This window comes from Massilia niabensis (assembly GCF_042655085.1).
In the GTDB taxonomy this organism is placed as follows: Bacteria; Pseudomonadota; Gammaproteobacteria; order Burkholderiales; family Burkholderiaceae_D; genus Telluria; species Telluria niabensis.
Map to the genome: position 1 here is coordinate 465,410 of NZ_JBHSMU010000003.1, position 24,123 is coordinate 489,532.

At 65.5% G+C, this 24,123-nt stretch carries 19 protein-coding genes; 10 read left to right on the plus strand and 9 right to left on the minus strand.

Annotated features, from left to right (window positions below):
- Window positions 1-48: 48 nt before the first annotated feature.
- The 3 genes from ACFPN5_RS02225 to rplM all read right to left on the minus strand — a co-directional run bounded on the left by ACFPN5_RS02225 (window position 49) and on the right by rplM (window position 2,105).
- Window positions 49-1,095 (minus strand): patatin-like phospholipase family protein, encoded by a 1,047-nt coding sequence (locus tag ACFPN5_RS02225; protein ID WP_379779645.1) that lies wholly within the window; start codon window positions 1,093-1,095, stop codon window positions 49-51.
- Between the two features lie 179 nt (window positions 1,096-1,274).
- Window positions 1,275-1,667, minus strand: a complete 393-nt coding sequence (gene rpsI, locus ACFPN5_RS02230) for a 30S ribosomal protein S9 (RefSeq protein ID WP_027865814.1) — start codon at window positions 1,665-1,667, stop codon at window positions 1,275-1,277.
- Window positions 1,668-1,676: 9 nt separating this feature from the next.
- Window positions 1,677-2,105 (minus strand): 50S ribosomal protein L13, encoded by a 429-nt coding sequence (rplM, locus tag ACFPN5_RS02235; RefSeq protein ID WP_192053289.1) that lies wholly within the window; start codon window positions 2,103-2,105, stop codon window positions 1,677-1,679.
- 332 nt (window positions 2,106-2,437) lie between these two features.
- Here rplM and ACFPN5_RS02240 point away from each other — a divergent pair, with 332 nt between their 5' ends.
- From ACFPN5_RS02240 to ACFPN5_RS02255, 4 genes are read left to right on the plus strand one after another with little or no spacing between them, the layout of a single operon-like run.
- The gene (locus ACFPN5_RS02240; protein WP_379779647.1) at window positions 2,438-3,883 is read left to right on the plus strand and encodes an alpha/beta fold hydrolase; all 1,446 of its coding nucleotides are present in this window, start codon (window positions 2,438-2,440) and stop codon (window positions 3,881-3,883) included.
- A gap of 11 nt (window positions 3,884-3,894) precedes the next feature.
- Complete coding sequence (locus tag ACFPN5_RS02245) at window positions 3,895-4,626, plus strand: ABC transporter ATP-binding protein (RefSeq protein ID WP_379779649.1); 732 nt, start codon at window positions 3,895-3,897, stop codon at window positions 4,624-4,626.
- Window positions 4,623-5,819 carry an ABC transporter permease gene (locus tag ACFPN5_RS02250; protein WP_379779651.1) on the plus strand — a complete coding sequence of 399 codons (1,197 nt, stop codon included), beginning with the start codon at window positions 4,623-4,625 and terminating at the stop codon, window positions 5,817-5,819. Before ACFPN5_RS02245 ends, ACFPN5_RS02250 begins: the two co-directional genes overlap by 4 nt.
- Before the next feature lie 39 nt (window positions 5,820-5,858).
- Window positions 5,859-6,284 carry an OsmC family protein gene (locus tag ACFPN5_RS02255; protein ID WP_379779653.1) on the plus strand — a complete coding sequence of 142 codons (426 nt, stop codon included), beginning with the start codon at window positions 5,859-5,861 and terminating at the stop codon, window positions 6,282-6,284.
- Between the two features lie 44 nt (window positions 6,285-6,328).
- Here ACFPN5_RS02255 and coq7 read toward each other — a convergent pair whose 3' ends face one another.
- Complete coding sequence (gene coq7, locus ACFPN5_RS02260; protein ID WP_379779655.1) at window positions 6,329-6,973, minus strand: 2-polyprenyl-3-methyl-6-methoxy-1,4-benzoquinone monooxygenase; 645 nt, start codon at window positions 6,971-6,973, stop codon at window positions 6,329-6,331.
- Between the two features lie 259 nt (window positions 6,974-7,232).
- Between coq7 and ACFPN5_RS02265 the strand changes: the two genes are divergently transcribed.
- The 3 genes from ACFPN5_RS02265 to ACFPN5_RS02275 are packed head-to-tail and all read left to right on the plus strand — an operon-like array spanning window position 7,233 to window position 11,925.
- Window positions 7,233-8,126, plus strand: a complete 894-nt coding sequence (locus ACFPN5_RS02265; protein ID WP_379779657.1) for an ABC transporter ATP-binding protein — start codon at window positions 7,233-7,235, stop codon at window positions 8,124-8,126.
- 3 nt (window positions 8,127-8,129) lie between these two features.
- Complete coding sequence (locus tag ACFPN5_RS02270) at window positions 8,130-11,672, plus strand: ABC transporter permease/M1 family aminopeptidase (RefSeq protein WP_379779659.1); 3,543 nt, start codon at window positions 8,130-8,132, stop codon at window positions 11,670-11,672.
- A gap of 52 nt (window positions 11,673-11,724) precedes the next feature.
- Window positions 11,725-11,925, plus strand: coding sequence for a hypothetical protein (locus tag ACFPN5_RS02275; protein ID WP_379779661.1), 201 nt, complete (start codon window positions 11,725-11,727; stop codon window positions 11,923-11,925).
- 169 nt (window positions 11,926-12,094) lie between these two features.
- Here ACFPN5_RS02275 and ACFPN5_RS02280 read toward each other — a convergent pair whose 3' ends face one another.
- The 4 genes from ACFPN5_RS02280 to ACFPN5_RS02295 form a co-directional block, all read right to left on the minus strand.
- Window positions 12,095-14,752 carry a DNA topoisomerase III gene (locus ACFPN5_RS02280; protein ID WP_379779663.1) on the minus strand — a complete coding sequence of 886 codons (2,658 nt, stop codon included), beginning with the start codon at window positions 14,750-14,752 and terminating at the stop codon, window positions 12,095-12,097.
- A gap of 320 nt (window positions 14,753-15,072) precedes the next feature.
- Complete coding sequence (locus tag ACFPN5_RS02285; protein ID WP_379747256.1) at window positions 15,073-15,537, minus strand: Smg family protein; 465 nt, start codon at window positions 15,535-15,537, stop codon at window positions 15,073-15,075.
- 209 nt (window positions 15,538-15,746) lie between these two features.
- Window positions 15,747-16,874 (minus strand): DNA-processing protein DprA, encoded by a 1,128-nt coding sequence (gene dprA / locus ACFPN5_RS02290; RefSeq protein WP_379779665.1) that lies wholly within the window; start codon window positions 16,872-16,874, stop codon window positions 15,747-15,749.
- Between the two features lie 7 nt (window positions 16,875-16,881).
- Window positions 16,882-17,973, minus strand: coding sequence for a LysM peptidoglycan-binding domain-containing protein (locus ACFPN5_RS02295; protein WP_379779667.1), 1,092 nt, complete (start codon window positions 17,971-17,973; stop codon window positions 16,882-16,884).
- A gap of 290 nt (window positions 17,974-18,263) precedes the next feature.
- Between ACFPN5_RS02295 and def the strand changes: the two genes are divergently transcribed.
- Window positions 18,264-18,806, plus strand: a complete 543-nt coding sequence (def, locus tag ACFPN5_RS02300; RefSeq protein ID WP_379779669.1) for a peptide deformylase — start codon at window positions 18,264-18,266, stop codon at window positions 18,804-18,806.
- 8 nt (window positions 18,807-18,814) lie between these two features.
- Complete coding sequence (gene fmt / locus ACFPN5_RS02305; protein ID WP_379779671.1) at window positions 18,815-19,762, plus strand: methionyl-tRNA formyltransferase; 948 nt, start codon at window positions 18,815-18,817, stop codon at window positions 19,760-19,762.
- Between the two features lie 66 nt (window positions 19,763-19,828).
- On the opposite strand, the gene ACFPN5_RS02310 is transcribed toward fmt, so the two are convergent.
- Window positions 19,829-20,059, minus strand: a complete 231-nt coding sequence (locus tag ACFPN5_RS02310; protein WP_465263161.1) for a BrnA antitoxin family protein — start codon at window positions 20,057-20,059, stop codon at window positions 19,829-19,831.
- Window positions 20,060-20,321: 262 nt separating this feature from the next.
- Between ACFPN5_RS02310 and metH the strand changes: the two genes are divergently transcribed.
- The gene (metH, locus tag ACFPN5_RS02315) at window positions 20,322-24,101 is read left to right on the plus strand and encodes a methionine synthase (RefSeq protein WP_379779675.1); all 3,780 of its coding nucleotides are present in this window, start codon (window positions 20,322-20,324) and stop codon (window positions 24,099-24,101) included.
- Window positions 24,102-24,123: the final 22 nt, after the last annotated feature.

The following is a 24,123-nucleotide window of genomic DNA, read 5'->3' on the forward strand; positions in this document are numbered from 1 at the left end:
CCTTGAAAAAATGGTGCCCGGTGCGGGCGGAGGATGCAATTTTAACAGTCAGGCGTCGGTCCCGGTCAGGAGCTCGGCTTCGTGCACCGGGATCGGGTCGAGCGTCGACATCTTGCCGATGTGTTCAAAGTTCTCTTTCAGCCAGCGCTCGGCGGTCGCCACGCCCAGCCCATGCAGGCGCAGCAGGAATGGCAGCTCGGTGTTGAACTTGCTCGACAGGTCCAGTTTCTGCAATGCCTCGTTGCCGCTGATCAGGTGCAGGCGTACGGCCGCCGTCTGCACCACGCCGCTCTCTTCGGCATCGACGATGGCGCCGACGTTGCGGATGGCGCTGACCTCGCGCACGAAACTGATGTTGAAGGCAATCTCGCTGGTGCGGCTCTGGATATCGCTCATCGTCATCGGCAGGCCGGGCCGCGCAATTGGATTGTTCTGGACGATCACGATGTCGGCCGGTCCTTCCCCGACCAGCGGCGAGAGCGACGGATTGCCGACAAAGCTGCCATCCCAGTAGGCTTCGCCTTCGATCACGACCGGCGAGAACACATACGGCAGGCAGGCCGAGGCGGCGATCACGCGCGCGTCGAGCTCGTCGCGCGTAAACACCTTGCCCTTGCCGCTGCGGATGTTCGTGGCCGGGATATACAGGTCGATCTCTTCGCAGGCGCGCACGCGCTCGAAATCGATCAGTGTGCCCAGCAAGGGAATCATCGGGTTCATGGACAGCGGCGAGGCCGGTGGCGCCAGCACGCCGCTGAACAGTTGCATCAGCTGGTAGCCGGGCGAGGTGGCCAGGGTGCCGCCGCCCATCGCCCAGTCGACCAGGGTCGGCCGCGCCGGGCTGAAGGTCGAGGCGGCCGCGCTCAGGCCGCGCCAGAAGCGCCCCAGCGCCGCGCGTGCGCCTTCGCGGCCGCCGCCCCGGGCATAGCCGTCCGCCACCACGGCGGCATTCACGCCGCCCGCGCTGGTACCGCTGATCGCAGCAATCTCGAGCCGCTCCTCGGCCAGCAGCCGGTCGAGCACGCCCCACCCGAAGGCACCCAGCGAGCCGCCGCCCTGCAGCCCGAGGCTGATTCGTTTGATTCCGATTGCCATTTACTGCTCCCGCGTTATGTCCAAGGGGTAGTTTATCGTGGCAGGCGCAGCCGCGCCGTACGCTACCGGGAATCAACTAATGCTGCATGGCAATGAAATGAGTACTGACCAGGAAATAAAAAAAACCGCCCGAAGGCGGCTTTCCTGTCCAGCAGTCGCAGCCCGGAGGCTGCCAGCGATTAACGCTTCGAGAACTGCTTGGCGCGACGTGCTTTACGCAGGCCGACTTTCTTACGCTCGACTTCACGGGCGTCACGGGTGACGAAACCGGCACGTGCCAGGTCGCCCTTGAGGCCTGCATCGTAGTCGATCAGAGCGCGGGTGATGCCGTGACGGACGGCGCCAGCCTGGCCCGACTCACCGCCGCCGTGCACGTTGACTTTGATGTCGAAACGCTCGACGTTGCCGGTCAGTTCCAGCGGCTGACGAATGACCATCAGGCCGGTTTCGCGCGAGAAGTATTCGTTCGCAGGCTTGCCGTTCACGACGATCAGGCCGGTGCCGGCTTTGATGAACACGCGAGCGACTGCACTCTTGCGACGGCCGGTGCCGTAGTTGTAGTTACCGATCATGTCAGTTCCTTAGAGGGTCAGTGCTTGTGGTTGCTGTGCTGCGTGCGGGTGCGAACCTTCCGCGTACACTTTCAGCTTCTTGATCATTGCGTAGCCCAGCGGGCCCTTAGGCAGCATGCCCTTGACAGCCTTCTCGAGCGCGCGGCCGGGGAAACGCTGTTGCATTTTCAGGAAGTTGGTTTCGTAGATACCACCCGGGTAGCCCGAGTGACGGTAGTACGTTTTGTTGGTGGCTTTCGTGCCGGTCACGCGCAGCTTGCCTGCGTTGACGACGACGATGTAGTCACCGGTATCGACGTGCGGAGTGAATTCTGGTTTGTGTTTGCCGCGCAGTCGGAGTGCCACTTCGCTGGCAACACGTCCGAGGACCAAGTCCGTCGCGTCAATCACGAACCAGTCGCGCTGGACTTCATGGCCCTTAGCGGAAAAAGTTTTCATGTTGACTTCCTAATAGGTAATAAATGCTCAAATGGTGGTTCCGCAATGGTTACTGCGGACTCTGCCTTATTGTCTTTCCAGAGCAAATGGAAAGCCGACGATCATACCCCATCCGTCCATGGCCGGTCAAGGCGCCTGCCCGCTTCCTTCCCCTGTCTGTCGCATCCGTGCTGCAATCCCCGTACTTCCAGCAGGCCCCAATAAAACTTGCGTTTTCGCAACTAATTGTTTGCGTGGCTGGCTAGACTCGCTCAGTCATTCCCCGACGAAACTATCAGTTGACCACGGAAACGATGCGAATTTACTATGGGTGAATTGCCTGAGGAGTCTTCGTGAAAACCAGCCCCATCCTGCCCGCCCTGCTTGCGCTGCTGTTCTCAAGCAGCGCCAACCTGGCTGCGGCCGCCCCTGCTCCCGCGGCATCGAAGGCCAGCCCGCGTTCCTGCCACCTGCCGGGCGAAGAAGACGCGCTGCGCTGCCTCGCCATCAAGGTCCCCCTCGATTACACCAGGCCCGGCGCCGGCAGCCTGCCGCTGCACGTGACGATCGCGCCGGCTTTTCGCGAGGGGGCCAAGGCCGACCCGCTGTTCGTGCTGGCCGGCGGGCCCGGCCAGGCCGGCAGCGAGGTGATCCGGCTGCTGTCGGCTGCGTTCAAGCGCGTACGCGCCACGCGCGACATCGTCTTCATCGACCAGCGCGGCACCGGCCTGTCGGGCAAGCTCGATTGCGAGAGCCGGCCCGAGCACGAGACCATGAGCGATACCGAACTCGCAGCGGAAGTGCGGCGCTGCATCAGCACCAGCAAGGCCGTGTTTTCGGCCTACACCACGGCCAACGCCGCGCGCGACCTTGAGCAGGTAAGGCGCGCGCTCGGCTATGGCAAGGTCAACGTCTGGGGCGGCTCCTACGGCACCCGCCTCGGCCAGGCTTACGCGCGCGCCTTCCCGGCCAGCGTGCGTTCGCTGATCCTCGACGGCGTGGCCGCACCCGACCAGGTGATCCCCGCGGGCGGGCGTGACGGCACGGCCGCGCTCGACGGGCTGTTCGACGCCTGCGCGGCCGACACTGCCTGCCGCAAGGCCTATCCCGAGCTGCGCGCCGAATTCGAAACGCTGGCCGCGCGCGTCGCACCCGGCCTGAAGCTGGCGATCGCCGATCCGCGCACGGCCAAGCCGACCACTTTCACGATGACCGAGCCGCGCTTTTTCGGCACCATCCACAATGTCCTGTATTCGCCGGCCGACGCGCGCCGCCTGCCCTTCCTGATCCACAGCGCCTATCACGGCCGCTGGGAGCCCTTCATCGCGCGCCACAACATCGCGGGCGACTTCGGCAGCGACGGCGCGAGTGCGATGCTGCTGCACCTGGCGGTGGTCTGCGCCGAGGACATGCCGCGCCTGACCCCGGCGCTGGCGAAGGAAGAGGCGTCCCTGCTCACGCGCCCGCTTGCCGGGCTGATGCCGGCCATGTGCAAGACCATGAACGTGCCGGCCGCGCCGCACGCCGCCCCCGCGCAAATCGTGGCGCCGGCCCTGCTGCTGTCGGGCGCGCTCGACCCGGTGACGCCGCCGCGGCGTGCCCAGGCGGCCGCGCGCCACATGCGCAATGCGCAGCAGGTGGTAGTGGCCAACGCCGGCCACGGCGTCTCGCAGCTCGGCTGCGCGCCGCGCCTGCTGCGCGAATTCCTCGACCATCCGACCGCGCAGCTCGACGCCAAATGCCTGGCCGAGATCCCGGCCCCGACCTTCCAGCTCGGCAGCGCCGGGCCGCAACCCTGAATCGAGCTCCCATGATCGAAGTGCACGATGTACGTAAACAGTTCGGCGATGTCAAAGCCCTCGGCGGCGTCAGTTTCAGCGCGCGCGACGGCCAGATCACGGCCCTGCTCGGGCCCAACGGCGCCGGCAAGACGACCCTGCTGCGCACCCTGGTGGGCCTGCTCAAGCGCGACCACGGAACGATCGCCGTCGACGGCGTCGACCCCGAGAAGGATCCGCTGGCGGTGCGCCGCAACATCGGCTTCCTGACCGACCAGTTCGGGCTGTACGAGCGGCTCTCCACCCGTGAATACCTCACCTATTTCGGTGAGCTCAACGGCATGGGGGGCGCCTCGCTGCGGGCACGGATCGAGGAAGTGTCGGAATTGCTGTCGATGGACGACATCCTGGCGCGCCGCACCAAAGGCTTCTCGCAGGGCCAGCGCATCAAGGTGGCGCTGGCGCGCACGCTCCTGCACCGCCCGCGCAACCTGCTGCTCGACGAACCGAGCCGGGGCCTGGACGTGATGAGCACGCGCGCGCTGCGGCGCGCCCTGTCGGCGCTGCGCGAGGACGGCTGCTGCGTCATCATGGCGACCCACGTGATGCAGGAAGTGACGCACCTGTGCGACGACGTGATCGTGATCGCCAACGGACACACGGTGGCCCAGGGCTCGCCCCATGAACTGTGCCGCCGCACCGGCATCGCCAGCCTCGAAGATGCCTTCGTGAGCCTGGTCGGCGAAGAAGGGATTGCCGCATGAAGCCGCGCTTGAAACCTGCTTTCCTGACCATCTTCATCAAGGAATTGCGCGAAACCCTGCGCGAAAAACGCACCGTCGGGCTGCTGGTGCTCGTCACCCTGATGTACCCGGTGATGTTCGGCATCCTGATGCAGCAGCTGATCGACCGCGCCACCCGCTCCGAGCGCGAGGGCGTCGAGCTGGCCGTCATCGGCCCGGGCAAGGCGCCGACGCTGATGGCCCAGCTCAAGCAGAAGAACATCACGGTGCGCGACACCGCCCCGATGGACGAACCGGCCATCGAAGCCCTGCTCCAGAAAGGCAAGGTCGTCGGGGTGCTGCGCCTGTCCGACAAATTCGCCGAGAACTACACGGCCATGCGGCCCGCCCGCATCGAGCTGTGGTACGACTCCGCGGCCGAGAAGGGAGCGCAGCGGCGCGAAGTCGAGGACGTGCTGCAGGCCTACAGCAGCAACGTCGCCAGCGCGCGCCTGCTGGCGCACGGGGTGTCGCCGGCCACCCTGGCGCCGATCGAGGTGCAGCGCTACGACACCGGCACCAACGCCTCGCGCTCGGCCGGCCTGATCGGCGGCATGCTCAGCATGCTGTTCTTCCCTGCCTTCTTCTGCGGCATGTCGGCCGCGGTCGACAGCACCGCCGGCGAGCGCGAACGGCGCTCGCTCGAAGTGCTGATGGCGCAACCGGCGCGCGCATGGGAAATCGTGACCGGCAAGTGGCTCATGGCCGGCACCCTGGCCGTGGCCGGGCTCACGCTCGAGCTGATCCTGGCGCACGTGGTGCTGTCCTGGATCCCGCTGGAAGAACTGGGCATGTCGTGGAGCCTGAACTGGTTCGACGTCACCCTGGTCTGCATCGTCGCAGTGCCGCTGGCGCTGCTGGCGGCCGCCCTGCAGATCGCGCTGGCGATGAACGCCAAGTCGTTCAAGGAAGCGCAAAGCGTGCTCAGCATCGTGCTGCTGCTGCCGATGCTGCCCGGTGTCGTGGTGTCGATGATGGAGCTGAAGACCTCGCTCTGGATGTATGCGGTGCCGATGCTGTCGAACCAGACCCTGCTGCGTGAAATGTCGAAAGGGGTGGAGGTCGGCGCCCTGCCGTTCCTGCTCACGTTTATCAGCGCGGCGCTGCCGGTGCTGGTGGTGGTGGCGTTTGCCAGCTGGCGCATGAAGAGCGAGCGCTACGTGCTGGCGGTCTGACGATTACAATACCGCCACCACCACATTGGAGAAACGCACATGGAAGTCAAAGTCAGCTGGAACGGGCCCTCGGGCATGAGTTTTCGGGCCGAGACCGGAACCGGCCACATGGTGGCGATGGACGGCGCACCGGAGGCGGGCGGCCACAACCTGGCGCCGCGGCCGATGGAGATGCTGCTGGTCGGTACCGGCGGCTGCACCGCCTTCGACGTGGTCCTGATCCTGCAGCGCGGGCGCGAGAACGTGCTCGGCTGCGACGTCACGCTGCAGGCCGAGCGCGCCGAGACTGACCCGAAGGTGTTCACGAAGATTAATTTTCATTTCGTGATCAGCGGCCGCAACCTGAAGCCGGCGGCGGTCGAGCGCGCGGTTAAGCTGTCGCACGAGAAGTACTGCTCGGCCTCGATCATGATGGCCAAGACGGCGGAGATGACGTATTCGTTCGAGATCGTGGAAGCGGTTTAAATCGCAACCACGCGGCTATTACCACGCGGTTATTACCGCGGTTATCACACGTAATACGCCGTCGTCGTCATCACCTTCGCCATCGCCCGCATGGCGAGCTTCACCGGCACCGGCATCTCTTCCGCCCCCAGCGCCTGCGCGGCCGAGCCGTGCGCGACCTCGTCCTGGCGCATCTGCTCGACGATCGCGCGCGACTTGGCGTCGGCAGCCGGCAGCGAATCGAGGTGGCTGTTCAGGTGCGCCTCGACCTGGCGCTCGGTCTCGACCACGAAGCCGAGGCTGCGCGCGTCGCCCAGTTTCGCCGCCACCGTTCCCATCACATACGCCCCGGCATACCAGAGGGGATTGAGCACGCTTGGCTGCGAACCCAGTTCCGTCAGGCGCTGCGCGGTCCAGGCCAGGTGGTCTTCTTCCTCGCGGCCGGCCTGCGCGAACTGGGCGCGCATGCCCGGGTTTTGCGCGTGGCGCGCCTGCGAGTCGTAGAGCGCCTGCGCGCACACCTCACCAACGTGGTTCACGCGCATCAGGCCGGCGCTATGGCGCTGCTCGCGCTCGTCGAGCTCGCAGTCGACCGCATGCGCCGCCGGGTTCGGCCGCGAAGACGCAGCCACGCCGCCGACCACGCGCAGCGCCTTGTCGAAGCCGACGATCAGGTCGTCGAGTGGGCTGATAAAACGGTTCGCTCGCATAGGATTCCAGTTATTCTCGGAAAAACACCATTATATGCGCCCGCTCCGGACGCTTGCCGCGCGTCTGCTGCGACAGAGGCATCGCACGCCCGCGTAGGGCGCCCCGCGCCCTACGCCGCCGATTCCGCACTCTGGAGGGCGCTATGCGCAATGCGTCGCATCGACCCGCCGAAGCCAGCCGTTAACGCATACAATGCAGGCGTCAAAAAGGCTTGGCGGAAACGAAACTGCGCCCTGCAAAAGTTCATCTGGAGTCCGCATGGAATTACGCATCCGCAATCTGTCCAAGACCTACGCCAATGGCGTGGTGGCGCTGGACAAGGTCACGCTGAACATCCCGCCCGGGATGTTCGGCCTGCTGGGGCCGAACGGCGCCGGCAAGTCGACCCTGATGCGCATCCTTGCCACGCTGCAGGAGTGCGACAGCGGCTCGGTCTTCGCCGGCGATATCGACGTGCTCGACGAAAAGGACGAAGTGCGCCGCATGCTCGGCTACCTGCCGCAGGACTTCGGCGTCTACCCGAAGGTCACGGCCTGGGAGCTGCTCGACCATTTCGCGCAACTGAAGGGCATCGCCGGCAAGGGCCGCCGGCGCGAAGTCGTGGACGGCCTGCTGCAGCAAACCAACCTGTTCGAGGTGCGCCACCAGAAGCTGGGCACCTTCTCGGGCGGCATGCGCCAGCGCTTCGGCGTGGCCCAGGCCCTGATCGGCGACCCGCAGCTGATCATCGTCGACGAGCCGACCGCGGGCCTGGACCCGCAGGAACGGGTGCGCTTCCATAACCTGCTGGCCGACATCGGCGCCGACAAGACGGTGCTGTTATCCACGCATATCGTGTCGGACGTGGCCGACCTGTGCGCCAACATGGCGATCATCAACAAGGGCCATGTGCTGCTGTGCGGCGAGCCGGCGCGCCTGATCGACGGCATCGAGCCCTACATCTGGACGCGTTTCGTCGACAAGGCCGAGCTCCCCCTGTTCCAGCGCCAGCACACCGTGATCTCGACGCGCCTGCGCGCCGGCCGCACGCTGATCCACGTGTACGCCGAGAACGACCCGGGCATGGGTTTCGAGCCGGCCCAGGCCAGCCTGGAAGACGTGTACTTCGCCACCATCGCCGGCCGCCACAACTTCCAGGCAGGGAACTGCTGAGCGATGGACGCGCTCTTCGCGATCGCCCGTTTCGAGGTGCGCCAGCGCGCGCGCGCCCTGTCGACCTGGCTCTGCCTGGCGGCCTTCATCGCGCTGGCGATGCTGTGGACGGCGGCCGCCGGCGGCGTGTTCAAGGACACGGTCGTAGCCTTTGGCGCGCGGGTGCTCATCAACGGGCCGCGCCAGGTGGCGCTGTCGACCGCTTTCCTCGGCTGCGCGGCCGTGATCGTGGTCGCCGCCATCATGGGCCGCGCCGTGCAGCAGGACTTCGAGCACGGCATGCACCACTTCTTCTTCAGCGCGCCGATCCGCAAAAGCGCCTACGTCTTCGGGCGCTTCCTCGGCGCCTTCGCCGTGCTGGCCCTGGTCTTTGCCGGCATCGTGCTCGGCTTGTGGCTCGGGACCTTCGTCCCCGGCATCGATCCGGACCGGCTGGGCAGCAACCGCGCCGCCACTTACCTGCTGCCCTGGCTGCTGACGCTGCTGCCCAACCTCTTCATTTTCGGCGCCATTTTCTTCGTGCTGGCGGCGCTCTCGCGGCGCATGCTGCCGGTGTACGTGGCCAGCATCGTCCTGACGATCGGCTACACGATCGCGCCCTCGCTGGCGCGCGACTTCGACTACAAGCTGCTCGCAGCGCTGATCGACCCGTTCGGCACGACCGCGCTGGTCCACCTGACCGAATACTGGCCGATCGCGGAACGCAATGCGCGCCTCGTCACACTGGAAGGCGTCTACCTGGCGAATCGCCTGGCCTGGTGCGGCTTCGGCCTGGCGGTGCTGCTGCTGGGCTACTGGCGCCTGCACCTGGTGGGCATCATGGAAACGCGCGGGCGCGATCCGCGCGGCGAAGGCGAGGCGGCCCCCAGCCTGTCGCAGGCGGCGGTCAACACGCGCGAGCGCCCGGACTTCGCGCGCCGCAGCCTGGCGCGCCTGGCGCTGCGCGAAAGCATCCTGCACCTGCGCCAGTCGGTCGCCACGCTCCCCTTCGCGCTGATCGCGCTCTCCGGCATGGCGCTGGTGGTGACCGGCAGCTTCGACACCGGCATGCTGCATGGCGCCAGCACCCACCCGGTCACGTACCAGATGCTGGAACTGATCCGCGACGTGTATGGCGCCTTCGTCCCGCTGGTAACCGCCTTCTACGCCGCCCAGCTGGTGTGGCGCGAACGCGATGCCGGCACCTCCCAGCTGTTCGACGCACTGCCGGTGCCGGGGTGGCTGGCGCCTGTCTCGAAGACGCTGGCGCTCGTTGCCATGCAGGCGCTGCTGCTGCTCCTGGCCATGCTGTGCGCGATGCTGGGCCAGGTATTCCGGGGCTGGTTCGCGCTGGAACCCGGTTTGTATTTCCAGTATCTGTTCACGCTGCTGTTGCCGCACTACGCGCTGCTGGCGGTGCTCGCGATCGCGGTGCAGGTGCTGTGCGGCCGCAAATACCTCGGCTACGCCGTGCTGGCGGCGATCCAGGTCGCCATCCTGGCTGCCCAGGGCCGCGGCATCGACCATCCGCTGCTGGGGGTGTTCCCCCAGCTCGATTACTCCACCATGAACGGCTTCGGCCACCACCTGCTGCGCGCGCGCGTCCTGCAGCTGTACTGGGGCGGCGCGGCACTGCTGCTGCTGGTGCTGTGTGTGGTGCTGTGGCCGCGCGGCGTGAACGCGGAACTGCGCAGCCGCTGGCGCTCGGCGCGCCAGCAGCTGACGCTGCCGGTCCTGGGCGCCTTCGGCGCCGGCCTGCTGCTGTTCGCGGGCAGCGGCGCGCTGCTCTGGTACGAGCTGGACGTGGCCGGCAACTACCGCATGACGCGCAGCAGCGAGGCGGCGCGCGCCGGATACGAGGCGCGCTACGGGCGCTTCGCCAGCCTGCCCCAGCCGGCACTCAGGGCGGTGGCGCTGCGGGTCGACATCCTTCCGCGCACGCGCACGCTCGCCGTCAAGGGGCGCTACGAGCTCGAGAACCCGGGATGGAGGCCGCTGGCGGACCTGATCCTGTACCAGGCGCCCGGCCTCGATCTCGTGGCGCGCATGTCAAGGCCGGCGCAACTGGTCACCAGCGACCGTGCGCGCGGCTTCTTCCACTACCGGCTGGCCACACCGCTGGCGCCGGGCGCGCGCATGGTTTTCGAGTTCGATCTCAGCCAGGCGCCGGGCGGGCTGCTCGGCATCGGCAGCGACACCCTGGCCGCCGCCAACGCAACCTGGTTCACCCACGAGGCGCTGCCGCGCATCGGCTACCAGCGCGCGGTCGAGCTGGTCGATGCGCGCGACCGCCGCCGCCATGGCTTAGTTGCACGCTCAGCTGCGCAGGCAAGCCTGCAGGCGGCGCCCCTGTCCAGCAACCGCATCGCTTTTTCGGCCGTGATCAGCACCGCCGCCGACCAGATCGCGGTGGCCCCGGGCGCGCTCGAACGCGAATGGGTCGCGCTCGGGCGGCGCCACTTCCACTACCGGGCGGAGGCGCCGATCCTGGACAACTACGCGATCGCCTCGAGCCGCTATGCGGTGCGCCACGAGCGCTGGCAGGACGTCGCCATCGACGCCTATTTCCAGCCGCAGCACGAGCGCAACGTCGAGCGCCTGCTGCGCGGCGCCAGCGCCGTGCTCGACTACGGCACGCGCCATTTCGGCCCCTACGGCCTGCACGACCTGCGCCTGGTCGAAACCCCGCGCTCGAGCGGGGAGGCGCGCGCCTTCCCCGGCATGCTGGCGCTGCCCGAGGATGGCGCCTTCATTGCCCGCCTCGACGCTGCTTCTAGCCTCGGCATCGACTATCCCTTCTACATGGGTGCGTGGACGACGGCGCGCCAGTGGTGGGGCCAGCAGCTGCCCGATGGCGTGCTGGCCGACAGCCTGGCCGAGTACACGGCGCTGATGGCGGTGCGCCGCAGCCTCGGCGCTGCCGCCGTGCGCCCCTACCTGCGCCACGACCTGCGGGCCTACCTGATGGGCCGCGCGCTGGCGACCGGCCGCGAACTGCCGCTGGCACAGGCGGGGCCCGCCACCGAACCCTGGCTCGGCCAGCGCAAGGGCGGCATGGCCTTGTACCTGCTGCAGGATGTGCTGGGCGAGGACCGGGTGAACAGCGTACTGCGTGAGCTGCTGCGGGACCTGTCGGCTCGACAGGGCACAACAGTGCCAGGCATGCCCGAGCTGGGCACTGCCCTGCGCGCGGCCGCCCCCCGCGACAAGGCCTACCTGGTGGACGACCTGTTCCAGGCCATCGTCTTCTACGAGAACCGCGCCGACAGCGCCGTCGCGCGCCTGCGCGCCGATGGCAAATACGAGGTGACGCTGCGCGCCAGCGCCGCCAAGCTGCGCACGGGCGGGCCTCTTGAGCAGCCGATGCCGCTGGCGGACAGCATCGAATTCGGCGTCGACGACCGCGACGGCAAGCCGCTGCTGCGCGAGCGGCGCCTCGTGCGCGCGGGGCGCCTGACCCTGACCTTCGTGGTCGAAGGCCGTCCGGGACGCGCCGGCATCGATCCGGATTTCAAGCTGATCGACAAGAAACCCGTCGACAACATGGTAATGATCGACATCCGTTAGAACTCGCGTTATGATCGAGACACAATTATCAGTGAGGCCAATGATGTCGACCATGCTTGCCGAAGTTTGCGAAAAAATTCAGCTCCTGAACGCTGATGAACGGCACGAAGTGCTGCGCATACTGTTACAGGATGCAGACGGCATGGATGGCGCGGATGCCGACGAGGCATGGCGCGAAGAAGTCATTCGCCGCGTGAAGGCAATCCGCAACGGCGAAGCGGCGATCCGCGCCCTGCAAGACTGGCAGGAGTGAGCGGCGCGACCGCCGCCGACGCGGCGCCCTGATACCGGCGAGCCTTACCCGCATCGGGTAAGGCATCGATGAAAACGGTATAAACAAAACCTGCCGTAAAACGCAAAAAAAACCGCGACCCGAAGGCCGCGGTTTTTTTTCGCCGCTTGGCGCCTTCCTTGCGCCCGCCTTACTTCTTGGCGGCAGGCGCGCGCTTGGCGGGCGCTTTCTTTGCAGCCGGCTTGGCAGCCGATTTGGCGGCCGTCTTGGCCGCGGCTTTCGCCGCCGGCTTCTTCGCCACCTTGGCCGCCACGGCCACGCCATCGCCGCCTTCCGCCTCGTCGGCGGCGCCCGCTTTCGGCTTGGCGCCCGGCTTGGCCTTGCGCTCCTCGAACTCGAAACTGATCTTGCCGTCCTTGGCGCGCACCAGGTAGGCCTTGAACGGGCGCCGCGTGCGCTGCGACACGAAACCCGGCATCAGGTCGGTCTTGCCGTCGTTGAGCAGCTTGGCCATCTGCTCGGGCAGGATTTCCTGCTGCAGGATGATGCGGCCGCTGCGGAAATCGCAGGTCTTCGGCTTGGCCACGCTCTTCTCGCACACATAGGCCAGGCCCATCTCGTAGACGCCGCCGAAGCACTTCGGGCAAGGCCCGAGCGGGGTCTGGCCGGTGAAGTCGACGCCCTCGCCGTCCTCGCCGCCTTCCTGGTCCTGGCCGAAGTCGAACTCGAGCTTGAAGTTGTTGATGTCCTCGTCGCGTACGATGCGCAGGATTGCCGCGAACGGACGGCCCATCTTCGAGCGGAAGCCCTGCAGCGGACCGATGGTGCGCTTTTCCAGCAGTTCTTCGACTTCGGCGATCTCGAACTGGCGGCTGCCCGGCGTCTTGCTCATCGAGAAGTCGCACTTGGTGCAGGCGAAGCGGCGGTAGTTTTCCTTGACCACGCCGGCGCAGTTCGGGCACGGCGCCGACAGGGTCGCGTACTCGCCGGGAATCGTGTCGTTGTTGTATTCCTTGGCGCGCTTGACGATGATTTGCGTCATCTGGGCAATCTCGCGCATGAACTCTTCGCGCGAAATCTTGCCCTTCTCCATCTGCGACAGCTTGTATTCCCACTCGCCCGTCAGTTCCGGCGCCGTCAGTTCGTTCACGCCCAGGCCGCGCAGCAGCGTCATCAGCTGCGACGCCTTTGCCGTCGGGATCAGTTCGCGTCCTTCGCGGATCAGGTATTTCTCATTGAGGAGGCCCTCGATGATGGCCGCGCGCGTCGCCGGCGTGCCCAGGCCCTTGCCGGCCATGGCGTCGCGCAGTTCGTCCGAGTCGAGCAGCTTGCCCGCGCCTTCCATTGCCGACAGCAGCGTCGCTTCGCTGTAGCGCGCCGGCGGCTTGGTCACCAGGCCGTTCGCCGTGATTTTATCCGTCAGGACTTTCTCGCCCTTCGCCACCGGCACCAGCGTGGCGCCATCCTTGTCGTCGCCGGTCGTGTCCTTGCCATACACGGCGAGCCAGCCCGGGTTGGTCATGACCTTGCCTTCGGTCTTGAACTGGTGGCCCGACACTTCGGTGAAGCGGGTCGTGACCAGGAACTCGGCCGGCGGGAAGAACACGGCCAGGAAGCGGCGCGTGACCAGGTCGTACAGCTTCTGTTCCGGCTCGGAAAGGTTCTTCGGGGCGACACCGGTCGGGATGATCGCGAAGTGGTCCGAGATCTTGGTGTTGTCAAAAATGCGCTTGTTCGGCTTGACCCAGCCGTTCTTGGTGACCTGTTTCGCGAACTGGTTGTAGTTATTCGTGTCAGCCAGCGCACCCATCGTTTCCTTGACGGTCTGGATGTAGTCTTCCGGCAGGTGGCGCGAATCGGTACGCGGGTAGGTCAGCACCTTGTGCTTTTCGTACAGCGCCTGGGCCAGGCCGAGCGTGTTCTTGGCCGAGAAGCCGAAGCGGCCGTTGGCCTCGCGCTGCAGGCTGGTCAGGTCGAACAGGGCCGGCGCCATCGAGGTGGTCGGCTTCGATTCCTCGGTGACGACGCCCTGCTTGCCGCGACAGGCGGCGGCGATCGAATCGGCGGCCGCCTTGCTCCACAGGCGCTCGGCGCGCTTCTCGGGGTCGTTCTCGTCCTTCTTGAACTTCTGGTCCAGCCAGCGCCCTTCGTAGACGCCGGCGGCGCAGACGAACTCGGCGCGCACTTCCCAGTAGTCGCGCGGCACGAACTTCTTGATCTTCTCTTCGCGCTCGACCACGATCGACAGGGTCGGCGTCTGCACGCGGCCTACCGTCGTCAGGTAGAACCCGCCCTCTTTCGAGTTGAAGGCCGTCATCGCACGGGTGCCGTTGATGCCGATCAGCCAGTCCGCTTCCGAGCGGCAGCGCGCGGCATCGGCCAGCGGCAGCATCTCTTCGTCGCTGCGCAACTGCTTGAAACCTTCGCGGATGGCGTTGGCCGTCATCGACTGCAGCCACAGGCGCTTGACCGGCTGTTTCGCTTTCGCATTCTGGGCGATCAGGCGGAAGATCAGTTCACCTTCGCGTCCGGCGTCACATGCGTTGATCAGGGTGGTGACGTCCTTGCGCTTGATCAACTTGTTGAGCACTTTCAGGCGCGACTCGGTCTTCGCGATCGGGTTCAGCGCGAAGTAAGGCGGAATCATCGGCAGGTGCGTGAAGCTCCATTTGCCGCGCTTGACGTCGTATTCTTCCGGCACCGCGATTTCCAGCAGGTGGCCGACGGCGGACGACAGGACGTACTCGTCGTTTTCGAAATACTCATCGTGCTTGGTGAAGCCGCCGAGCGTCTTGGCGATGTCATTCGCGACGGAGGGCTTCTCGGCGATGATGAGGGTTTTGGTCATAAAGTTTCTCGTCGTACTTATATTAGGTGTTTGGCCTGCGCATCATACAGGCTACGGGACCGAATCGCTGTGCGGACACTCGTGTCTTAGTGGTAACGGTCCCGAATGAGCGGCCAATGATAAGCGCGTTATCGCGCTGTTCGCAAGTAGCCTCTGCACCTTTGTTGTGCACTGCGACAAAGATTGGTAGGCGTTTGCTCAGCCATAACGCAGCAGGAGGCCCGTCGTGGCGCACACGGCGGTTCGGCTTCAAGCAGCGCGCCTGGCTACCCCGGAAATGAAAACTGCCGCAGTGGCGGCAGCTTGTGAAGGCAGTTTTGTCAGTGCAGGCAACGTGGGATCTGCTCGTCGTCCGACCCGAACAGGTCGTCGAAGATGAGCGCGTCCGGTTCCTTGTTCTGGCTCCACATCAGCATGAGGATGATGATCTTGAGCTTGCTGAGGGTGACGGGCGACTCGTCGACCGCGAGCGCGCGCTCGATGACGATTTCGCGCTGCACCGGCGTAAGCAGCTTGGCGCTTTCCAGGAACTGGATGAAACCGATCGCGGCGCTACCGAGTTCGTTGTACTCCTCGTCCACGTAATAACGAGTACCGGTGGAAGCGGTCACGTCTGCCAGCTCTTCGCCGGCCATTTCAGTAAGACCCGTAAGCCAGTCGATGGCCTCGCAAATTTCGAAGTCGTCGAAGCCGACGGCGGAAAGTTTGCGTGCCAATGCAGCCGGCTCGGGGCAGGCTTCGGGACGATAGTACGTCTCGTAGAGGTAGACCAGGATGTCGAACATAGTGTCGCTACTGTAGCAGCTAAGCTCGCACTGGTACAAGCTTGCTGCATGTGCGCGCATCCGGCGAACGAATTTCGTCGTTTTTCGGCCTTATCGGTTCATATAGGCTTGTAAGTAATATTCGATGTGACGTGCCTTTTTTCGCAGCTATCCGCGTTGCATACGGTCGGCATGAACCCTGCTGCATTCACCCTCGATTACGCACGCATTTACTGAAACACACGCTGCACCTTCCCACCCGGCAGGCGCTCGATCATGCCGGCCAGTTCCAGCGCCAATAAACCCATGCTCAGCTGGCCGACGCTCATGCCCGTTTGCGCCAGCAGGCTGTCGACATCGAAGGCGTCGTGCCCGAGCTGCGCGAGCAGTTGCGTGCATTCGGTTTCGGTCGGGACGGGCGTTGTCGATGCAGCCGGCATGGCGGCAAGCGGCGAAATGCGCAGCGATTCGAGCACCTCGCCGACGGTCTCGACCAGGCGCGCACCGTCGCGGATGAGCTTGTGGCAACCCTTGGCCAGCGGCGCGTGGATCGAGCCGGGCAAGGCGAACACTTCCCTGCCCTGTTCGGCGGCGACGCGGGCGGTGATCAGGGAACCCGATTGCGCCGCCGCCTCGACCACCAGCACCCCGCTCGACAGGCCACTGATGATCCGGTTGCGGCGCGGGAAATTGCCGGCCATGGGCGCCGTGCCGAGCGCGTATTCGCTGACGATGGCGCCCTCGATGGCGATGCGTTCGGACAGCGCGCGATTACGCACCGGATAGGACAGGTCGGCGCCGGTGCCGACCACGGCGATGGTGGAGCCCGGACCGCGCAGCGCGCCTTCGTGCGCGGCGGCGTCGATCCCGAGCGCCAGGCCCGACACCACGCAGACGCCGTTCTGCGACAGGGCAGCGGCGAAGGCGGCGGCGTTGGCCTTGCCCTGCACGGTCGCGTTGCGGCTGCCGACGATCGCCAGGCCCGGGCGTGCCAGCAGCTCGAGCCGCCCTTTTATATAGAGCAGCAGCGGCGGATCGGGAATGTTGGCGAGCGCTTCCGGGTAGGCGGTGTCGCCCAGCGCCAGCAGGTGGTTCCCGGCTTGCCCGGCCCAGGCCAGCGTGGCCTCGGCCAGGCGCAGGATGTCGGCGGAGGGCGGCTCGCACAGGCTGCGTGCGACTGCTGGTTTGACGTGGGCGGCGAGCGCCGCATGGCTGGCCTGGAACACGGCGCGTGGCGAGCCGAAGGCGGCAAGCAGCAGGTGCGCGGTGCGCGGCCCTACCCCGCTCGTGCCTTCCATGCGCAGCCAGTCGAGGATGTCATCGATGCGCCTGGCAGGGGTGGGGGCCGTGTCCTGCACGGTGGGATTACTCCGGTGAGGTCGCCACGTCGCCGACTTGCACCGGCGCCGTCACTTGCATGATCAGGCCGTAGGAAACGCGCCCGTACACTCGGAAGATGAACAGGCTGCCATACTGCTCATCGGGAAGCTTCATCGTCGCGCGGCCCAATCCGAGGAAACCCTTGCGTTCCGGGTCGGCCACCGTCTTCCCGAAATGATAGAGCTGCAAGACGGAGCCGACATCGAGTCCGTCAATCGAACCACGGTTGACAGTGACGACCTGGCTCTGGCCGGCGTAGCTCACGCCCGAATAGATCGACATCACGCGCGCATCGATGGCCGTGTGGGGTGCATGCGGCACGTAGTTGCGCGCGGCAGGCGGCGGCGTCCGCACCAGGCGGTCGCCCACGCCCATCTCGCGCACCGAGCTCGAGACGGTAAAGGTGTGCACGTCGACGCCGGGCGCAGCCGGTTTCACCAGCTTCACGGTGCCGAGGTAGGCGGCCTCATGGGCCAGCACGGCGCCGCTCTGCGGATCTTTCAGGGGACCAGTCGGGCGGAACACCTGGAATTCGGTCGCGCCCTGCAGGTCGCCACGCACATAGACGCGGTCGCCGTTGCCCAGGTATAAATGGCCCTCTTCCGAAGCGGCGATGCGCGGCGCGCCCGCCAGAGCGCCCTTCTCGATCACGAGCGGCTGGGTGAGGTAGGGTTCGATGGCGCCGACAGGAACGGAATCGACCCCCTGGCCTGCCAGTCCTTCGCTGCGCACTTGCGGCGAAAGACGCAGCAAAGGCGGTTCACCCGTGCCGGCGCTGCCCGGACGGGTCAGGGACAGGCGCCCGCGTGCGCGGTCGAAGTAAATGACCTGGCCCGGAAAGATCCAGTGCGGGTTGCGGATCTCGGCGCGGTTCAGGCCCCAGACCTGCGGCCAGCACCACGGGTGCTGGAGGAAGACACCGGAAATATCCCACAGGGTATCGCGCTTGACGACGACGTACTGGTCCGGGGCACTTGGCTTGAAGCTGCATTCGGCAGCCTGGACGGGGCCGGCCACGACACACGCAACGAGCGCCACGGCTGCAGCGCGGGTCACGACTGTGCTAAAATTTTTCATTGAAGACGTCCGTAAAGTGCGGCATTAACAAGGCAATCACGGGCTGCGCTCATTACCTCGGCCAGCCGCGGCGCAAGAGACAGCACTGGCTGAAGCTTGATCTGAAGCTCCCTTTCCGCACTGGCGGATCAAAAGGTTGCCCAACTGAATCAAATTCTGCACACAAATCCTTGAACTAGCAAGACAAACCGCGTCCTGCTCATGGGGCGATGTGTTGCATTCCTGCTCGTATCCTGCCTGCCTTGTGCTTGCGACAATCCCTAATACAAAACTATTACTGAATACCCCATATGGCCCTCTTGAAGATCCTGCGCTATCCCGATCCCCGCCTGCACAAGGTCGCCCAGCCGGTCACCGAATTCGGCGAGCGCCTGGCAACGCTGGTTGCGGACATGGCTGCAACCATGTACGACGCACCCGGCGTCGGCCTGGCTGCGACCCAGGTCGACGTGCACGAGCGCGTGGTCGTGATCGACACCAGCGAGACGCACGACGAGCTGCTGGTGTTTGTCAACCCTGAAATCACCTGGGCCAGCGACGACAAGCAGGTCTACGACGAAGGCTGCCTGTCGGTGCCCGGCATTTACGACGGTGTCGAGCGCCCGTCGCGCGTGAAGGTGCGCGCGCAGGACGTCAAGGGCGAATTCTTCGAGCTCGAGTGCGAAGGCTTGCTCGCCGTCTGTATCCAGCACGAGATGGACCACCTGATGGGCAAGGTATTCGTCGAATACCTGTCGCCGCTCAAGCGCAACCGCATCAAGGCCAAGCTGCAGAAGGAAGAGCGCGGCCTGGAACGCGAAGCGGCCCTGAAAGCCGCCGGCCGCCGTTACTAAGGCGCCGGATGAAAGTCGTTTTCGCCGGCACGCCGGAGTTCGCCGCGGTCGCCCTGCGCGCCATCCACCAGGCCGGTTTCGAGATCCCGCTGGTGCTGACCCAGCCGGACCGCCCGGCCGGGCGCGGCATGCAGCTGCAAGCGTCCAGCGTCAAGGGGGTGGCGCTCGAGTACGGCATCGAGGTGCTGCAGCCGCTGTCGCTGCGCATGGACAGCAAGGATCCGCAGCGCGCCTCGGAGGCGCAGGCTGCGCATGAGCGCTTGAGCTCGCTCGACTATGATGTGATGGTGGTGGCGGCCTATGGCCTGATCCTGCCGCGCAGCACGCTCGACATCGCGCCCTGCATCAATATCCACGGCTCCCTGCTGCCGCGCTGGCGCGGCGCCGCGCCGATCCACCGCGCGATCGAAAGCGGCGACCGCGAGACCGGGGTCACCATCATGGGCATGGAAGAAGGCCTCGACACCGGCCCGATGATGCTGGTCGAACGCGTCCCGATCGATGATGCGGACACCACCGGCAGCCTGCACGACAAGCTCGCCGCGCTCGGCGCGGCCATGATCGTGCAAGCCCTGCGGCGCATGGAACAGGGCGACCTCTCCGCCACCCCGCAGCCAGAAGCGGGCGTGACCTACGCGGCCAAGATCAGCAAGGACGAAGCGAAGCTCGACTTCAGCCTGCCGGCCGAGGCGCTGTGGCGCAAGGTACGTGCATTCAATCCCTTCCCTGGCGCGCAAGGCACGGTGAACGGGACGGCGATCAAGATCTGGCAGGCCGAACCGCTTGATGCCCAGGGTACGCCGGGCCAGGTGCTGGCGGTTGACGCCGGCGGGATTGTCGTGGCCTGCGGCGCCGGTGCACTGCGCCTGCAACAGTTGCAGAAACCTGGCGGCAAGCGCCTGGCGGCGGGCGAGTTCCTGAAAAGCTTCCCGCTGGCGGGCATGCGGTTCGAGTAATTCGCTTCCACAATCTCCAAATAAAAACGCGCCCGGCGGGCGCGCATTCACGACGAGCTTGCTCCCTTACTCGCCGAGCGGTTCGGCGGCGCGCTGCGCTGCCATATGCTCGCGCAAGACCTGGTTGATGCGGGTCTGGTAGCCTGGACCGGCTGCCTTGAACCATTCCAGCATATCCACGTCGAGGCGGATCGTCACGATCTGCTTTGCACCTGCCATCTGATGTTTCGGCGCTGCTTCCGGCACATGGCTGTGCAGTGCAGGCTGGTCCCAATCTGGTTCGTACTCTTTGTTCATGCTATCCATCCTGTGTTGATCCGTGCCACGTTCCTCATGGCATGCATTTATTGTCGCCGCTGTATGTATCCATAACATTGCGAAAGCGGCGGGATTTGTAACGTCGTGTAACAATCAGATGCATAAACACATAACGATACAATCTGCCGCTGGGTAGCGGCCCTTCAGGGGCAAATCCCGGCATTGACGTATAATTTCCGACCGCCCCAACAGTGCTACGCCAGCGTGTGATGCCAGCGTGCATGCCTCTTGAAAGCTACCGATGACTGCCCCGACCTCCTCCCGTTCCCCGATCGAAACCCAGTTGCGCGAGATCCTGTCGCGCCGCATCATGGTCCTCGATGGCGCGATGGGCACCATCATCCAGCAATACAAGTTAGATGAGGTGGCTTACCGAGGTGGCCCGGAGGGCCGTTTCGCGACCTTTGCCGCGCCCGAGAGCAGCGGAACCCGCGAGCTTTTCGTCAAGGGCAACAATGAGTTGCTGACGCTGACCCAGCCGCACGTGATCCAGGAGATCCACGAGCGCTACCTCGCCGCCGGCGCCGACCTCATCGAGACTAACACCTTTGGCGCCACCAGCGTCGCGCAGGACGATTACCACATGGGCCACCTGGCCTATGAAATGAACGTCGAGGCCGCCAAACTGGCGCGCGCCGCCTGCGACAAATACAGCAGCCCCGACAAGCCACGCTTCGTCGCCGGCGCCCTTGGCCCGACGCCGAAGACGGCCTCGATCTCGCCCGACGTCAACGACCCGGCGGCGCGCAACATCACTTTCGACCAGCTCGTTGCGAGCTACCACGAACAGGTCAGCGGCCTGGTCGACGGCGGCGTCGACGTGCTGCTGGTCGAAACCATTTTCGACACCCTGAACTGCAAGGCGGCGCTGTTCGCGATCGACCTGTATTTCGACGAGCACCCGGACACCGTGCGCAAACCGATCATGATTTCCGGTACGGTGACGGACGCTTCGGGACGCATCCTGTCGGGCCAGACCGTGCCCGCCTTCTGGAATTCGGTACGCCACGCGAAGCCGCTGACGATTGGCCTGAACTGCGCATTGGGCGCAGCGCTGATGCGTCCCTACGCCGAAGAGCTTTCGCAGATTGCCGATACCTTTGTCTGCATCTACCCGAACGCCGGCCTGCCCAACCCGATGAGCGACACCGGCTTCGACGAGCTGCCGGCCGACACCTCGGCCCTGCTGCGCGAATTCGCCGACGCCGGCTTCGTGAACATCGCCGGCGGCTGCTGCGGCACCACGCCCGAGCACATCAAGGCCATCGCGGACCTGCTGGCAACAAGCCAGCCGCGCGCGCTGCCGGACGTACCGGTCGCAATGCGCCTGGCGGGCCTGGAGCCGTTCACGGTCGACGCGTCCTCGCTGTTCGTGAACGTCGGCGAGCGCACCAACGTCACCGGTTCGAAAGCCTTTGCGCGCATGATCCTGAACGAGCAGTTCGACGAGGCGCTGTCGGTGGCGCGCCAGCAGGTCGAGAACGGCGCCCAGGTAATCGACATCAACATGGACGAGGCGATGCTCGACTCGCAGGCGGCCATGACGCGCTTCCTGAACCTGATCGCGTCCGAGCCCGACATTTCGCGCGTGCCGATCATGATCGACTCCTCGAAATGGAGCGTGATCGAGGCCGGCCTGAAATGCGTGCAGGGCAAGGCCATCGTCAATTCGATTTCGATGAAGGAAGGCGAACAGGAATTCCTGCGCCAGGCTGCCTTGTGCCGCCGCTACGGCGCCGCCGTCATCGTCATGGCCTTCGACGAACAGGGCCAGGCCGACACGTTCGAACGCAAGACCGAGATCTGCGGCCGTGCCTACAAGGTGCTGACCGAGCAGGTCGGCTTCCCGCCGGAAGACATCATCTTCGACCCGAACATCTTCGCGATCGCCACCGGCATCGAAGAGCACAACAACTACGCGGTCGATTTCATCAACGCCACGCGCTGGATCCGCCAGAACCTGCCGCACGCGAAGGTGTCGGGCGGCGTGTCGAACGTCTCGTTCAGCTTCCGCGGCAACGACCCGGCGCGCGAAGCCATCCACACCGTGTTCCTGTACCACGCGATCCAGGCCGGCATGACGATGGGGATCGTCAACGCGGGCATGGTCGGCGTCTACGACGACCTGCCCGCCGAATTGCGCGAGCGCGTCGAGGACGTGGTGCTGAACCGCCGCGAGGACGCCACCGAGCGCATGATCGAATTTGCCGGCACCCTGAAGGCCGGCGGCGGCAAGCAGGAGCAGAACCTGGAGTGGCGCAACGGCCCGGTCGAGAAGCGCCTGGCGCACGCGCTGGTGCACGGCATCACGCAGTGGATCGTCGAGGACACCGAGGAAGCGCGCCAGGCCGTGCTCGACGCCGGCGGGCGCCCGATCAACGTCATCGAAGGCCCGCTGATGGCCGGCATGGATATCGTCGGCGACCTCTTCGGCCAGGGCAAGATGTTCCTGCCGCAGGTGGTCAAATCGGCGCGCGTGATGAAGCAGGCGGTGGCCCACCTGATCCCGTTTATCGAAGAAGAAAAGGCGCGCGAGGAAGCGCGCACCGGCATCGTCGCCAAGCCGAAGGGCAAGATGGTGATCGCCACCGTGAAGGGCGACGTGCACGACATCGGCAAGAACATCGTCTCGGTGGTCCTGCAGTGTAATAACTTCGAGATCGTGAACATGGGCGTGATGGTGCCCTGCTCCGAGATCCTCGCCAAAGCCAAGGCGGAGAATGCGGACATTGTCGGCCTGTCGGGCCTGATCACGCCCTCGCTGGAAGAGATGGCGCACGTCGCGAAAGAAATGCAGCGCGACCCCTGGTTCCGCGAGCGCGGCATTCCGCTCCTGATCGGCGGCGCCACCACCAGCCGCGCGCACACCGCCGTCAAGATCGCGCAGCACTACGACGGCCCGGTCGTGTACGTGCCGGACGCCTCGCGTTCGGTATCGGTTGCCCAGTCGCTGCTGACCGAAGAGACGCGCGACCAGTACATGGCCGAGATCAAGTCTGACTATGAACGCATCCGCGAACAGCACGCCAACAAGAAGGCGCTGCCGATGCTGTCCCTCGACGCCGCGCGCGCCAACAAGGCAAAGCTCGACTTCGCCCCGGTCAAGCCGAAGTTCATCGGCCGCCGCGTGTTCAAGAATGTCGACCTCGGCACGCTGGCCCGCTACATCGACTGGGGCCCGTTCTTCCAGACCTGGGACCTGGCCGGCCCGTTCCCGGCGATCCTGACCGACCCCGTGGTCGGCGAAGCGGCCGCCAAGGTGTTCGAGGAAGGCCAGGCGCTGCTGAAAAAAATCATCGAGGGCCGCTGGCTGACGGCGAACGGGGCGATTGCCCTGCTGCCAGCCAACAGCGTGAATGACGACGACATCGAAATCTACACGGACGAATCGCGCGAGAAGGTCGCCTTTACCTGGCACGGCCTGCGCCAGCAAGGCGTAAAACCCGTGGTCGACGGCGTGCAGCGCCCGAACCAGTGCCTGTCCGACTTCATCGCGCCGAAATCGTCAGGCGTGCACGACTACATCGGCATGTTCGCCGTCACCGCGGGCCTGGGCATCGAGAAGCACGAGCAGCGCTTCGAGGCGGCGCACGACGACTATTCGTCGATCATGTTGAAAGCCCTGGCCGACCGCCTGGCCGAAGCCTTCGCCGAATACCTGCACGAGCGCGTGCGCACCGACCTGTGGGGCTATGCGACGGGCGAAGACCTGGGCAACGCCGAGCTGATCGCCGAGCAATACGCCGGCATCCGCCCGGCGCCCGGCTACCCGGCCTGCCCCGAGCATACGGTCAAGGCGGAACTGTTTAAGACCTTGCAAGCCGAAGAGGTCGGCTTGCAGCTGACGGAGTCGTATGCCATGTATCCGGGCGCTGCGGTATCGGGCTTTTATTTCGCCCATCCGGAATCGAAGTATTTCGTGGTCGGCAAGATCGGCGACGACCAGGTAGTGGATATGGCGCGCCGCCGCGGAATGGACAAGGCCGAGGTCGAACGCCACCTGGCGCCGAATTTGTCGTAAGCGGAACTTCCCCGGTTTCCAG